Annotated in this window: 11 protein-coding genes; 5 read left to right on the top strand and 6 right to left on the bottom strand. The window is 43.3% G+C overall.

The window, feature by feature from the left end:
- Positions 1-66 precede the first annotated feature (66 nt).
- On the top strand, positions 67-342 hold the full coding sequence (locus tag AAFF35_RS08705; RefSeq protein WP_073234326.1) for a hypothetical protein: 276 nt from the start codon (positions 67-69) through the stop codon (positions 340-342).
- A gap of 170 nt (positions 343-512) precedes the next feature.
- Here the strand turns inward: AAFF35_RS08705 and AAFF35_RS08700 are convergent, their stop codons facing one another.
- Positions 513-1,067, bottom strand: a complete 555-nt coding sequence (locus tag AAFF35_RS08700) for a GNAT family N-acetyltransferase (protein WP_342332046.1) — start codon at positions 1,065-1,067, stop codon at positions 513-515.
- A 340-nt stretch (positions 1,068-1,407) separates the two neighbouring features.
- On the opposite strand from AAFF35_RS08700, the gene AAFF35_RS08695 reads away from it, so the two are divergent.
- From AAFF35_RS08695 to AAFF35_RS08685, 3 genes are all read left to right on the top strand, one after another.
- Entirely contained in the window at positions 1,408-2,907 is a 1,500-nt protein-coding gene (locus tag AAFF35_RS08695) for an acyl-CoA dehydrogenase family protein (protein WP_342332045.1), read from the top strand.
- 129 nt (positions 2,908-3,036) lie between these two features.
- Positions 3,037-7,005 carry a Pls/PosA family non-ribosomal peptide synthetase gene (locus AAFF35_RS08690; RefSeq protein ID WP_342332044.1) on the top strand — a complete coding sequence of 1,323 codons (3,969 nt, stop codon included), beginning with the start codon at positions 3,037-3,039 and terminating at the stop codon, positions 7,003-7,005.
- Positions 7,006-7,008: 3 nt separating this feature from the next.
- Entirely contained in the window at positions 7,009-7,518 is a 510-nt protein-coding gene (locus tag AAFF35_RS08685) for a hypothetical protein (RefSeq protein WP_342332043.1), read from the top strand.
- On the opposite strand, the gene AAFF35_RS08680 is transcribed toward AAFF35_RS08685, so the two are convergent.
- Positions 7,515-8,516 (bottom strand): NADP-dependent oxidoreductase, encoded by a 1,002-nt coding sequence (locus AAFF35_RS08680; protein WP_342332042.1) that lies wholly within the window; start codon positions 8,514-8,516, stop codon positions 7,515-7,517. The genes AAFF35_RS08685 and AAFF35_RS08680 overlap by 4 nt on opposite strands.
- 113 nt (positions 8,517-8,629) lie before the next feature.
- On the opposite strand from AAFF35_RS08680, the gene AAFF35_RS08675 reads away from it, so the two are divergent.
- Positions 8,630-8,968 (top strand): helix-turn-helix domain-containing protein, encoded by a 339-nt coding sequence (locus tag AAFF35_RS08675; protein ID WP_342332041.1) that lies wholly within the window; start codon positions 8,630-8,632, stop codon positions 8,966-8,968.
- Positions 8,969-8,971: 3 nt separating this feature from the next.
- Here AAFF35_RS08675 and AAFF35_RS08670 read toward each other — a convergent pair whose 3' ends face one another.
- The 4 genes from AAFF35_RS08670 to AAFF35_RS08655 all read right to left on the bottom strand — a co-directional run bounded on the left by AAFF35_RS08670 (position 8,972) and on the right by AAFF35_RS08655 (position 14,047).
- A complete protein-coding gene (locus AAFF35_RS08670) occupies positions 8,972-11,380 on the bottom strand; it encodes an ATP-binding protein (RefSeq protein ID WP_342332040.1) in 2,409 nt (802 codons plus the stop codon).
- A 182-nt stretch (positions 11,381-11,562) separates the two neighbouring features.
- Positions 11,563-12,612 (bottom strand): DNA polymerase IV, encoded by a 1,050-nt coding sequence (gene dinB, locus AAFF35_RS08665; RefSeq protein ID WP_342332039.1) that lies wholly within the window; start codon positions 12,610-12,612, stop codon positions 11,563-11,565.
- Between the two features lie 145 nt (positions 12,613-12,757).
- Positions 12,758-12,934, bottom strand: a complete 177-nt coding sequence (locus AAFF35_RS08660; RefSeq protein WP_062547595.1) for a hypothetical protein — start codon at positions 12,932-12,934, stop codon at positions 12,758-12,760.
- Between the two features lie 249 nt (positions 12,935-13,183).
- Positions 13,184-14,047 carry an RNA polymerase sigma factor RpoD/SigA gene (locus AAFF35_RS08655; protein ID WP_342332038.1) on the bottom strand — a complete coding sequence of 288 codons (864 nt, stop codon included), beginning with the start codon at positions 14,045-14,047 and terminating at the stop codon, positions 13,184-13,186.
- Positions 14,048-14,157 lie beyond the last annotated feature (110 nt).

Below are 14,157 nucleotides of genomic sequence, written 5' to 3'. Positions count from 1 at the left end.
AAACAAGGCTTTAGTCGCAGGACCATTATATTATCCGTATCTTTGTTTATTAAAGTAATATGTGATATGATGGATTATAGTGAATTGATTAATAACGACAAAAGTTCTGGTAGAATTAAAGATCTTGAAGATGCCTTAAATGGTGTTGAAGTAACTTATTCCCGCTGGTTACTGAGTCGTGAAAATATCCACACCGGAGAGAAACCAGATAGATTGGGCAATTATTTCCGTTATTTTTATGATGAAAACGGAATCCAGTTTTATGTAAAAGACGGACTTCCTACAGATATAAAAAACGCATGCTGGTCTGCTTTTAAAGGCGTATTCGTCAACAAAAAGTAGTTTTAAAAGTATTCTTCAGGCAAATAGCAAAGGCAGACGCGGAATTTAATTTCAGCCCTGCCCTGCTCCTACTCAAGCCACAGCCTCAGTAGTAAATCCCCTTCATTAATCAACAAAAAATCTGATTAGTGAGCTGAGAATTGTGCGCCCAAAAAAGCAGGTAAAAAAAACTAAGCTTCCTTAAATTTCAACCAGTTCTCCCGGCTCAATTCCCATATTTCACTTTCTGTAAAAAGGGGATCTACAAACTTTGTCGCCCTGTGACCGATCAGCTGAGCACCAGTTTTCTCTTTAATTCTTCGCGAGCCAACATTACCAAGCGCATTGGCGAACAGCAAACGGTCGAAACCAAGCTCCGCAAAGGCAAGGTCAATCACCGGAAAGTTTGCTTCCGTCATGATTCCTCTTCCCCAAAATGGCTTACCCAACCAGAAACCCCGGTGTTCCGGCTTTCCTTCCCTTCTCAGGTCTATGGTACCAATTAACTGATCTGGTTGTTCTTTTAAAAAAATCCCCCATACCCAATGCCCATTACCTTGTTGAGGTAATACAATATGTTGTAGGTATTCTTTTACCCCGTTTTCCGGATATGGCCAGGGCACTTCTGCCGATAAATAACGGACCACATCGTAATCAACAAAATACTTGGTGTAAGACGCTACGTCTTCCATGCTTACGCCTTTCAGGATAAGCCGCTCGGTGTTTAAGGTCGGAATTGACTGCATAATTGTAAATATAAGAAATTGCCATAGGCCAAAAAAATCGCTGATTCTTACCATTCTTTTGATTTAAACCGTATATTTCCATACTCTCTTTAGCGTGCCCTGGAAGACATAGACTTCCTTCAGGACCTATGGAAAGGATTAAACAGCTGTGTAAGAAGGAATAGGGACCTACTTGGTCATACTAAATCAGAGCAATGTGACCGTGATCATTTTATAGTTCGCCGTATTGTCATTATTTTGAATTTGATATCCAGCAAAAATTGTTTATTATTTATAAAGATTCTAGATAAATATTCACTTATTTGCGAAACGATCTTATTAAAATATTTGTATTCTATATATGACATTAACCGACATCAAGTTTTCTGATTACATCAAAGACTTCGAGCAAACTTTAAAAAATCTATTCCATGTACAGTCCGATATTGATAAGCTAAGTCTGGAAAGAGGTTTACCTCCTGAAATACTGAAGGGAATCATGGACCAGCAGCCCCTTTCGGTCGCTATCCCTACTGAATTTGGCGGACGGGGAAGTATCGTTAAAGAATGCCTGGGCGTTCTGGCTGCAGCATCTTACGAATCCCTCCCACTATCTTTGACCTTTGGAATCAATATCGCCCTTTTTTTAGAGCCGGTTTCTAAATATGCTGATGAGTCCGTAAAATCAGGGATCTTCCATAACTTCCTTGAAAAAGGTCAAATGGGCGGCCTCATGATTACTGAGCCTGATTATGGCAGTGATGCCCTCAATATGAAAACAACCTCCAAAGCGCTGGAGCAAGGTTATCAGATCAAAGGCACCAAACATTGGCAGGGACTTACAGGCATGGCCGATTACTGGATCATCGCTGCAAGAAATGCAAATGAGAATGGCGACCTGGGCAGGGACATTGATTTCTTCCTATGTGACATCACACAGCCAAAACAACACATCGTTGTAGAAGAAGTTTTTGACAATGCCGGCCTTTATATGATCCCTTACGGATTAAATAAACTTGACCTTGTAGTACCTCATAATTTCAGACTGAAACCGGAAACCACCGGAATCAAAATGATGCTGGATATCCTCCACAGAAGCAGAATGCAGTTTCCGGGAATGGGAATGGGCTTTATCAAAAGAATGCTGGACGAAGCCATGCAACACTGCCATAGCCGTATCGTAGGTGCCGGTAATTTAATGGCAATAGACAATGTGCAGTTCCAAATTTCCAGAATCCAGTCGGCATATACCATTTGCTCTGCCATGTGCGCGCACAGCAGTGAAATCAGTGGAATTCAACACAACTTAGCCACTGAAGGTCTGGAAGCAAACACCATGAAAGCAGTGGTGACCGACCTGATGCAGGAATCAGCGCAATTACTGGTGCAGCTTTCCGGTGCTAACGGATACAGAACAACCCATATTGGTGGTCGTGGAATCATGGACAGCAGACCTTTCCAGATCTTTGAAGGCTCCAATGAAATGCTGTATAATCAAACCGCAGAAATGATCACCAGAACGATGAAGAAGCAGAAACAATCAAATCTGTTTGATTTCTTAAACGTATTCAACCTCACCGCAGAAGCTTGTCAGCATTTCAAAAAAGACTTATCTTTTAGTCTTTCAGAGAACCTTTCGCAGCGTAAAATGGTGGATCTGGGTAAAGTATTAACCCGTGTTATTTGCATCGGATACGTACTCAACTTACAGAAAAAAGGATTCAGAAAAGACCTGGTCGACAATTGCATCACCACGGTTAAACAAGAAGTAGCTGCTTTAATCGCCTCCTTCCAATTCGACAATAGCGTTAAGGTAATTGATGATTATTCGGCCGACAGCTCCTGGCTGAATTTCGCATAAACTACCAAACACCAACTCATTCATACCAGCATTCACCTCAAAGGGTGGATGCTTTTTTATTCCATTTCATTTCCCTTGTTTTACCAAAAATTTTCGGTTATTTCGATAAATTAAATTTAACATCGCTTAATGGACTCGAAGAGTATTGTCATCGGCAAACAACATCCGGAATTTATCCGGGAAGAAACAATAGGCGATATTTTCAGGTCTGCCGCAACAAGCTACCCTCAAAAAACAGCTTTTATATTTAATGAGCAATCATTAACCTATCAGCAGCTGGATCAATGGAGTGATGCTGTTGCTGCTTTCCTTCAATCCAAAGGGATCGGAAGAGGCCAGTCTGTAGGCCTTTGGTGGCCCAGAAGTATGGAATTACAGGTTGCCATCCTGGGTATCGCAAAATCCGGCGCCGCATATGTTCCTTTAGACCGGGAAATGCCCGAAGAACGGGTCCATGTGGTGATGGAAGAAGTGGGGGCCGCTGCCTGCTTCAGCGATGCGCTGAGCCCAAACGGTTGCCCTGTCCTTAGCATCCCTCCTTTTCCAACTGAAATCAACCCATTCTCTATAGCCGCCCTGCCCGACGACCGTGCCTATGTATTGTATACTTCCGGAAGCACAGGAAAACCGAAAGGGATCCCAATCAGTCACCGCCAAATTTGTCACCTGATCAGATCGGAACAAAGTGTCCTTCAGATTATGGCAGAAGACAGGGTCTATCAGGGATTTTCGGTATCATTTGATATGTGGTGCGAAGAAACCTGGATCAGCCTTTCTGCCGGAGCAACCATCTGGGTAGCCGATGCCACTACCGCTAAATCTATCGATGAACTGAGTGATATCTTACGCGCGCAAAAAATAAGCATACTACATGCTGTACCAAGCCTTTTAGCGGTCATTGACGATGATATACCAAGCCTTCGCTTAATCAATGCAGGCGGAGAAGCCTGTACCAGTCAGGTGCTGAACAGGTGGAGCAAACCCGGACATAACGTCTTTTACAACAGCTACGGGCCAACAGAAACAACAGTAACCGCCACCATGATCCCTTTAAGGCCCGGTGATGCGATTACGATTGGAAATCCACTGCCAAATTACAACCTTGCTGTGGTAGATGATCAGTTTCAGCTCGTCCCATTGGGAGAACAGGGACAACTGATCATATCAGGCCCCGGTGTATGTGACGGTTACGTGAACCGTCCCGACCTGACTGCAGAAAAATTTCTTGATAAACCGGCCTCCCTTCATGAAGTTCCCGGCGACAGGATTTACCTGAGCGGAGATGCAGTAGTGATGCATGCGGATGGCAGTGTTGATTTTCGCGGCCGACTGGACGATCAGGTAAAACTTCGTGGCTACCGGATAGAGCTGGGAGAAATAGAAGTAAAACTGAATGAACTGGAATACGTTTCCGCAGCTGCAGTAGCTTTAAAGAAAGACGCCAACCAACAGGAACAACTGATCGGTTACGTCACACTTAAATCAGATGCAGCATTTAACGAACATCAGTCAAGAATCGAGCTGGGAAAAGTGCTTCCTCCATACATGGTTCCATTGGTCATTGTGCTGATGGATAAAATGCCACGCCTTCCAAGTGGCAAGATCAATAGAAAAGAATTGCCTGTTCCCGAAGTATTGATGCAGGTAAAACCGGAAGAAACGATTGTCATTCAGCCTGATGACCCATTGCAGAAAAGGGTGATGGCAGGACTGGCCTACCTCTTTCCCGGAAGAACCATCAACCTTGAGGACGACTTCTTCATGGACCTCGGCGGACATTCCCTCCTCGCGGCCTCACTTTCCTCCTGGCTGAGAAAAGAAGGTGGCGTTCATCAGGCTTCCTTAAAAGACATTTACACCAACCGTCCAATCAGTAAGCTGATCCAAACCTGGGAACTGGCAGCAGAAAAAGCGGAAAATAACATTCAAAAAGAAAAAGAACCTTTTCATAAGATCAGCTCTTTACGTTACTGGATCTGCGGCATCGCACAAGGTTTTTCGTTATTGGTCATTTACGGCCTTTTTGCGGCGCAGATCTTTGTTCCTTATCTCGGCTATTATTATGAAGTGGCGAAAAGTGAAACGGATAAAGGGGATACCTTCTGGGCCATCATCACCGCACTGGTCTTGTTCTGCTTCATTGCTCCCTTGTTTTCATTGTTAAGCATTGTCTTAAAATGGCTCTTACTGGGTAAAACGAAAGAAGGGGATTACCCGCTTTGGGGAAGTTATTATTTCCGCTATTGGCTGGTCAAATCTATCCAGCGGCTGGTTCCGCTTCAATTTATGAATGGCACACCATTGTATCCTTTCTATCTGCGGATGATGGGCATGAAAATGTCGCCGGATTCCCAAATCAGCTCCATTACGGTAGGTGTGGAAGATCTGCTGGAGATAGGAAGCGATGTGAGCATCAGCTCAGGTGTAGTCCTCAATAATGCAACCGTAGAAAACGGATTATTGAAACTTCGGAAGATCAAAATTGCAGACCATGCCTATATCGGAAGTGGCGCTGTAATTTCCGGAGGAACAACCATTGAAGCCTGGGGCGAACTTCAGGACCTGAGTCATTTGCAGGCAGGACAAACCATTGCCACAGGGGAAGTCTGGAAAGGAAGCCCTGCCGAACCTGTGGACAAGAAAACACCGGAAGAACTGCCTCAACCGCTCTATGTCTCAGGTTTCAAAAGAAAGTGTTATGGTTTTCTATATACCATCTTACTCATTCTCTTTCCTATTGTGATCTTGCTGCCCTTAATACCGGTAATTGAGATCTTAAATTATATGGACACACAGGCCCCGGATTACAGCTTCAACTACTTTGTTCATATTCCACTGCTCACCATCCTTTACCTGTCACTCTATACCCTGGAAACCGTGGTCCTTTCCAGGTTACTTCTATATAAAATGAAACCAGGCACCTACCCGGTTTATGGCGGGGTATACGTCCGGAAATGGCTCTCAGACCAGCTGATTTCAACCTCACTCATCGTTCTTCATCCTTTATATGCTACGGTCTACATTTCTTCCTTTTTCAGGATGTTGGGTGCAAAAATCGGCAAAAACACAGAAATATCAACGGCCAGCAATGTCACCCACACCATGCTGGAGATTGGCGATGAATCCTTTATCGCCGATGCCGTAACCTTAGGTGAAGAGGACATCCGCGGACAACAGCTGATCCTCGACCATACTAAAGTCGGAAACCGGAGCTTTGTAGGCAACAGCGCCCTGATCCCACAGGGCTATGAACTGGGCGATGACATGCTGATCGGTGTTTTATCAACTCCACCTACCACAGAACAATTGGAACAAACGCATGCCAAAGACTGGTTTGGATCTCCGGCAATTGCCCTCCCTAAAAGACAGGATAGCGGAAATTACCCGGCCTCCTTAACTACTAACCCTTCCATGGGCAGGAAAGCAGCACGTTTTCTCATTGAAGGCATCCGCATTATTCTTCCGGAAACGGTCATCATCTGTTGCAGCGTTTTGTTTGTTGCCTATTGCCATGACCTGGTGAAAGACCGTACACTGTCACAAATCCTGAAGGAAACACCGAAACTTCCATTTTATTATTTATTCTATATGGGGGGCCCTGCATTACTGGTTACCCTTTTGCTGAAATGGATTTCCATAGGAAAGTTCAAAGCAGAACAGCACCCGATGTGGACACATAAAGTATGGCGCAGCGAAGCCAATACCACAACCTATGAGGCACTTGCCGTCCCTTTCCTCCTGGAATTTATGAAAGGAACGCCTTTTCTCCCAATGGTCCTGAGCCTTTTTGGGGTGAAATTCGGAAAAAGGGTCTGGCTGAATACGACCGACATTACCGAGCATGATATGGTGAGCATTGGCGATGATTCGGCATTGAATGAAGATTGTGGTCCACAAACCCACCTTTTCGAAGATCGTGTCATGAAGGTCGGCACTGTAAAAATCGGAGCGAGATGTAGCATCGGAGCCAGATCTATCATCCTTTACGATAGTGAAATTGGTGATGATGTGAAACTGGAACCACTTTCTTTGGTAATGAAAGGTGAAAAACTAGCCAATGGAACAGAATGGACCGGAAGTCCAATCAAATTATTATAAATAATGGAAAACAATCAGGATTTAATTAAAGAACTCATTACCCTCCTTGCAAATAACAGATGGCATGAAGAGGACATCGACGAAATTTCAGAAACAGCAACCTTCGCTTACAATGACCCCGAAGCCTACATTGATTCGGATGAAGGCGCCGAAATGGCCTGGCTACTTGAGGTAGATCCTGAAGGGATCACCGCCTGGGTGATCTTTAATGAATTGTTTGATGTTTTCGTTGTCTGTGATAAGATAGACGAATTACATGAACAAATTCAGGAAGTATTCCCTGAAGCACCCATGCCTGATTTCCCTTACGGTCAGTTCCCTACCACCCCCGACTATTTTATATGGCTGGATAAACTGCTAAAGGGAACACCTCCGGGCTACCAGTTGATTTCATTTGGCGACAGCTATGGCGACAATCTTCAGGGCCTGATCATCAGCCGGGCAGATACAGAAAGGATTATGGATTTATGTAAACAACTGAACATTAAAGCCAGTAAATCCATGTTAGATTAACTGACTTTCATCACGCTTTTCCGACCCTGTCCCTGGTTATTTTCCATTAGCAGATGGGCTTCCTGTACCGTTTTTACACTAAGTTCCCCAACAACATGTATTGCCGGGGGACTAATTTCACCAGCTTCAATCAAGGCGGCAACCTGATTCAACGCTTCCCTGTAATAGCCCAGATTATTGCCTAAAGCATGTGCATAATTGGAAATATTTATCACTACACAGCCCTTATCAAAGAGTAAACCTCTTGTTCGTTCTGTACCTAAAAAGGTCACATCAAGATAGGTACCATTTACTTTCAGCACTTCCGCGGCGACTTCCGAGATCTCCCCTCCAACAATCTCCACCACAAAATCAAATAACAGCCCTTCATTCGCTGTAATGAGTTCCGCAGTAAGGTCTGTATTTCTGTAATCGATCACCTGACTTTCATCCAGGCCCAGCGCCCATAAAGCTTCCGTACTTTTCTGGCTTCCGGCAGTACTGATGATCTGATGGATGCCATGGTATTTCAGAATGCGAATCAGAAAGCTTCCCACCGCCCCGGAGCCTCCGGTAATAAAAACCCTTTGTTCCGCTTGTATATTCATTCGCTTAAAACATTGCCAGGCTGTTAATCCCGCAGAAGGAATTGCCGCAGCTTCTTCAAAACTGATATTGGAAGGTTTATGTGCGATCATTATCGGGTTTATAGCCATATATTCTGCATAACTTCCATTTGATCCTTTACTTCCTGAAGCCGCCATCACTTCATCACCAGGCAGAAAACCAGCTACCTGGCTCCCAACAGCCACAATCACTCCAGACATTTCCCTCCCCTGGATGGAAGAAGTCATGAGTTGTTTCTCCCGTCGCCCTTGTCTCATTTGATAATCTATCGGATTAAATGCTGCCGCTTCAATCCTGATCAATACCTCTTCTGCTTTTGGAACAGGATTTTCTATCTCAGCCAGATGAAAATGATCCACATCACCGAAACCTTCTAATACAATTGCTTTCATTTTAACTTTAGTTTTATATTTGTGAATAGCACCGATACAAACCTACGGGACAAAAAAACAATTATTCATCACTCCCTTTTTTGGAAGTAACTCATAAAAAAATGAGTAGCCCTATGATCAAAGAAAACTCCTCAAATGCAGTCAACAAAGCCTTTCTGCTTCAGTCATGCCGGATTAATGCGGCTCTGGATGCAATTTCCGGAAGATGGAAAGCACTGATCCTCATTCACATCTCGGAAGGCGTAAACCGCTTCAGTCTGTTAAAGACAGTATTACCAGGAATCTCAGATCAGACTCTGGGTAAACAGCTCAAAGAGATGGAGAGAGATGGCCTGCTATATAAAGAGATCATTGCGGAAGTCCCGGTACGGGTAGATTATCATTTGTCTGAGAAAGGAAAAGCCTTACAACCGATCCTGGTTAGCCTTTCCGAGTGGAATGACATGAAATAAGCATTAGGCGTTATTATTGATTACTTCCAGCAGCAAACCGTGCATTTCATCAGGATTAAAGGGTTTGGATAAAACGTATAAAATCCCCATCTCCGTTAACCTCATTCTCACTTCCTCCAGGATATCCGCAGTAAAGATGACCACTTTCGTCGCCGGATGGTCTATCTGCACCTGTCTTGCCAACTGATATCCATCCATTCCAGGCATGTGCAGATCGATTAAGATAATGTCAAATTCTTTCTCTTTAAGCATCTCCAATGCAGTATATCCATTATCAGCCTGTTCCGCATCGATCCCAAAATTCACCAGTTGACGCCTTGCGACCAGCAGGTTAACCGGGTTATCATCCACAATCAACAGCTTTAATCCAGGCAAGATATTGCGGACCTGTCCTTCTCCTTTAAATACTTTCCTCAGTTCCGGTCCTTTGACAATTTTAAAGTCGATTTCGAACTCAAACACCGTTCCTTCATCCATTCTGCTTCGCAGGATGATTTCGCTCTTAAACAGACTCACCAGGCCTTTGGTGATGCTCAAGCCCAATCCTGTTCCCTGCTGTTGCCTGTGGCTCGCCTGCTGAACCTGATGGAACTTATCAAACACCAGGTTATGAAGGTGGTCCGGGATCCCTATCCCCGTATCCTCAACCTTAAAACGCACCCTCACAACCTCCTCTTTTTTACTTACGGTAGTCAGACTCACCACAACTTCACCTTTTTCAGTAAATTTAATCGCGTTCCCAATCAGGTTATTCAGGATTCTTCCGAGGCGCAGTTCATCAAAAATAATAGTGGAAGGAATCCCTTTATCTGCATGAAACTTCAGTTCCAGACCTTTCACCTCGGCCAGTGAATCAAACTGCTTAATGATGTTACCTACCAAAGCGCTAAGGTCCCCCTCAACTTCATTGAGTTCCATTTTTTTATTCTCAATCTTTTCCAGATCCAGGATATCATTCACAAGATTTAGCAAATGGTTGGAAGAAAAACTCAGGTGACTAACATACTCCCTGGTTTGAGGGTCAGGAAAATCCTTCTGATCCAATAGGTTACAAATCCCGATAATCCCATTCAGTGGTGTTCGTATTTCATGGCTCATAATAGAAAGAATCTCTGTTCTCTTCCTTGCAATCTGCTCAGCCAGATTTTTAGCCGCAATCAGCTCCTCCTGATTTTTCCTGTTATGTGTAATGTCTTTTAAAATCCCCCGGAACGACTGCACGGTTTCGTTTTCAAAAACCGGAACTCCTGCAAGTCTGACCCATTTCTTTTGCTGAGTAGCAGAAGTCAGCTCCAGCTCAATATCAAAGGGCACTGACCCTTTAAAAGCCTCGCTAAGCACATTCAGTAAAATTATTTTATTGGAATGGTCAAAATAATCAAATACAGTTTTATAGTCCAGGACGACGTCATGACTCAGGTCCTTGATGTCGTTGATTTGCCGCGTGACAAAGAGATCTCTACTGAGCAGGTGATATTCCCAGCCCCCCATCTTAGAGATATCCAAACCAATGTCAAGTAAATTATTGATCCTTTTCAGCTCTACTGTGTTTTGTTGCAGCTGATCGCTCATCAGCTTTTTGGAGGTAATGTCTTCGATCACACAGATGACCCTCACTCCCTCATTTCCTACATCAATCTTCTGGAATTTTGCGCAGTACCACAAATCTTTATTCAGATCAAAATCAGGATAAACACATTCCTGTCGTTCTCCTGAGATGAGCAAGGTTTGTATACATTCGATAAAAACATAGGCAAAGCCACCCATTACCTCTGTTAAAGTTTTGTCGATAAAGAGTTCCGGTGGCATAAAAAGCTTGGTCTTATCCTTTACCCAGACTTTTTTAATAACAGTATGTTCGTCCAGCTCCAGAATAATATCATCAAGCGATTCTATCAGCGATTGTAAGCTCGCGGTTTTTCTCAATTGAAGCGCAAGCTCCGGAGCGGTCTTATCAGATAGGTTAATAAAAGCCAGCATCCCATTGATCACAGGTATTGCTGATTTTACACCTGCATAATCCTCCGCGGTAAAGGCGCTCCCCGAACGAATAAGGTATAACAAGCCAAGAATTCCATCTGCATCTCTAATACTGCAGATCAGCATGCTTTGTCCTCCAATTTTTTTAATCTGGTAATTTTTTCCGGCAGTAGCACGCGTATTTTGAAAGGTAGCATGCAAAAGACCAACCTGACCGTCGTTTACAAAAATATCTGCTAACCTGTTTTTATTATTGATCAATCCGGCACAATTGCTTTTCGTAACCTCGCACAATTCATGAAGCAACTGTGTCAACACCTCTTCTTTATGCTCCGTTAAATAAAAAGCATTCTGAAACTGCAAAAGCTTATTAAAAAAAGCCAGGTCAGACTCCTTCAGATAATTGTTAGATAGATCAGCTAAGGATCGCATAGGATATATATTATTCTTTAGACGCTTGCTCAATTTACATAAATAACCCAAAAACAAACCTTCTTACCGGAGATTTATGGCATAAGTTAAATAGCAGGCAACATTATTTAGAGAAAGTCATTCTCACCTATGAATCTGGAAACCACCTCCTTACAAAACCGGCATTTCCAGAGCTGCTGAAGCTATGGAAAGAGTCTGGGTTGGTATAACATTCCCTGATCGGCAGCCAGTGCAAAGTTGGAAATGGAAACCCCCAGGAGCCGGACCTTCTTTCCTTCCAGATCTACCGCAGCCAATAAGGATTGAGAAACCTCATTCACCATAGCTATCGTTCTGATCTCTTCCGTAAAAGACTTACTCCTGGTAATCTGCTTAAAATCACTGAATTTAATTTTTATCGTCAAGGTCCTCCCATAGAGCTTATAAAGACTCACCCTTTGAAATACGATCAGCGCGATTCTTTCCAGTTCAGGATTCATTTCCGACAAGGTCTCGAGGTCGTAAGAAAAAGTATCTTCAGCGCCGATGGATTTGGTTTCCTGGTTGGGCTCTACTTTCCGCTGATCAATTCCCCTTACGATCTTATAAAAAAACCGGCCACTCTTCCCAAACAGGTGAACAAGTTCTGCTTCGGTTAATTTCTTCAGGTCAGCGCCGGTGTGTAAACCCCTGATTTTCATCTTTTCGGCAGTCACCTTCCCTACTCCATGGAATTTTTCTACAGGCAGCTGCCCGATAAAGCGTTCTACTTTCGAGGGCCCGATAAAGGTAAGGCCATCCGGTTTATTCATATTGGAAGCCACCTTGGCTACAAACTTATTTATCGATACACCAGCAGAGGCGGTCAGGTTCAGCTCGCTTTTAATCGCTGCCTTGATTTCTTTGGCGATATCTATAGCCGATCCAATACCTAATTTATCATTACTCACATCCAGATAGGCTTCATCCAGCGACAAAGGTTCGATCAAATCGGTATATCGGCTAAAGATCTCCCTGATTTTTCGGGAAACATCTTTATACACTGCAAATCTTGGGTAAACGAATAAGAGATGAGGACAGAGCTGTTGCGCTCTTTTTGAAGACATCGCGGAATGAACGCCAAAAGCCCTCGCTTCATAACTGGCCGTAGCAACCACACCTCCACGCCCTTCCGGTCCTCCGCCAACGGCTACAGGTTTCCCCCGAAGGGAAGGGTTGTCTCTTTGCTCCACAGACGCATAGAATGAATCCATATCGATGTGTATAATCTTGCGCTGGGGCTGTTGCTCTAAAGGATTCATAAGGCCGGGGCCCTAAAATTATAAAATAAAATCCTGAATAGTGATAAACAAGAAAGGCCCGCAAATTGCAGGCCTTTCTCTTGACATTTAAAGTAGATTACTTTGTGTTTTTTTTCTCAGTTACTTCAGTACGGATGTCCTGAGCAAGGCCTTTTAAATCCTGCATTGCTTTACGTACTCTTGTACCAGCAGCACCGTTTCCTGAATTATAAAATTTGTCTGCATCAGCTTCAACGCTTGCAATAAGTTCTTTAAGTTTCGAGAATTTTTCCATGTTTTTCTTTCGTTTAAGATTTTAAATATATGATATAACGCTTTAAAGTTAATAATTATTGGATTTCCACCAAATGAATATTTATGGATAAGACTCTTTTTTTATTCAAAAAGCCCATTTTCCTATAAAAAGCCCCTTAAAAGGCCTGTTTCGTTTAAATAAAACAAGCAAATAGATAAACAAAACAGCACAAATATATTTTCAAAAAAATTACCTGAGGGCCTAAAATAAGGCATCATTGCCATGTTTTTAGTACAAATACTCCCGTAGAAGCGCCGATTTTGAGCTTCTTTGTAAGGTTTTTATCGCTTTATCTTTCAATTGACGGATACGCTCCTTACTCAGTTTAAAGATAGAGACCATATCATCAAGCGTGGTCTGAGGATAGCCATCCAAACCATAATAGTAATAGATGATCTTACGTTCCCTTTCCGACACGATCGTTAAAAAACGACGCATATCTACAGCCAGTGACTCCTGCCATAACTGATGATCCGCAGCTGGTGTATTTTCATTCGGAATCAGGTCTTTTACCGTAGTTTCACCATCCTCGCTAAGCAATGCATCCAAAGATTGCGACAATGGCGCATGAGAAAGAAAATCCATAGCCTGCTCGTCGGAAACTCCCATCTCCTCCGCAATTTCTTCCGCAGTAGGAAAACGCCCCAGTCTCTGTTCCAACACTTCGGCCGCCCTATAAGCTTTCGTAATTCCTACAACCTGGTTTCCCGGCAAACGTACAATGCGCCTGTTATCCGAAATGGATGCCATAATGCTCTGGCGAATCCACCACACGGCAAAAGAGATGAATTTAAAGCCTTTGGTCCCATCAAACCTCCCGCTCGCTTTAATCAACCCCTTATTGCCCTCACTAATCAGATCAGAAAGCCTTAAGCCATGGTCCTGGTAACCTTTCGCCACAGACACCACGAAACGCAGGTTTGCCTTGATCAGCTTATCAGCAGCAGCGCGATCTCCGGCATTAATTCTTTTAGCAAGCTCAAGTTCTTCATCCGGGCTCAACAAATCAATCTTTCCAATTTCATTTAAATACCGCTCCAGTGAATCCGTTTTCCGGTTGGTAATGGATGGTGATATCCTGAAATGTCTCATAAAAAATTTCAATAGGTTAATAATTCAATTGATTAATTAAAATCTGTGATGTAAATCCACAAAGATTTGCCGTTCAAAAAAAACCCTATAGATTAGTTTATAAGAGCACA

Origin of the sequence: Pedobacter sp. FW305-3-2-15-E-R2A2 (assembly GCF_038446955.1) — a bacterium.
In the GTDB taxonomy this organism is placed as follows: Bacteria; Bacteroidota; Bacteroidia; order Sphingobacteriales; family Sphingobacteriaceae; genus Pedobacter.
The sequence above is the reverse complement of the archived record's forward strand: the minus strand, read 5'-3'. Positions and strand labels throughout refer to the sequence as shown.

Bases quoted from the DNA above. Each gene is read 5' to 3' on its own strand.
- AAFF35_RS08705 (WP_073234326.1), top strand. From the start codon at position 67: ATGATGGATTATAGTGAATTGATTAATAACGACAAAAGTTCTGGTAGA.
- AAFF35_RS08700 (WP_342332046.1), bottom strand. From the start codon at position 1,067: ATGCAGTCAATTCCGACCTTAAACACCGAGCGGCTTATCCTGAAAGGC.
- AAFF35_RS08695 (WP_342332045.1), top strand. From the start codon at position 1,408: ATGACATTAACCGACATCAAGTTTTCTGATTACATCAAAGACTTCGAG.
- AAFF35_RS08690 (WP_342332044.1), top strand. From the start codon at position 3,037: ATGGACTCGAAGAGTATTGTCATCGGCAAACAACATCCGGAATTTATC.
- AAFF35_RS08685 (WP_342332043.1), top strand. From the start codon at position 7,009: ATGGAAAACAATCAGGATTTAATTAAAGAACTCATTACCCTCCTTGCA.
- AAFF35_RS08680 (WP_342332042.1), bottom strand. From the start codon at position 8,516: ATGAAAGCAATTGTATTAGAAGGTTTCGGTGATGTGGATCATTTTCAT.
- AAFF35_RS08675 (WP_342332041.1), top strand. From the start codon at position 8,630: ATGATCAAAGAAAACTCCTCAAATGCAGTCAACAAAGCCTTTCTGCTT.
- AAFF35_RS08670 (WP_342332040.1), bottom strand. From the start codon at position 11,380: ATGCGATCCTTAGCTGATCTATCTAACAATTATCTGAAGGAGTCTGAC.
- dinB (WP_342332039.1), bottom strand. From the start codon at position 12,612: ATGGATTCATTCTATGCGTCTGTGGAGCAAAGAGACAACCCTTCCCTT.
- AAFF35_RS08660 (WP_062547595.1), bottom strand. From the start codon at position 12,934: ATGGAAAAATTCTCGAAACTTAAAGAACTTATTGCAAGCGTTGAAGCT.
- AAFF35_RS08655 (WP_342332038.1), bottom strand. From the start codon at position 14,047: ATGAGACATTTCAGGATATCACCATCCATTACCAACCGGAAAACGGAT.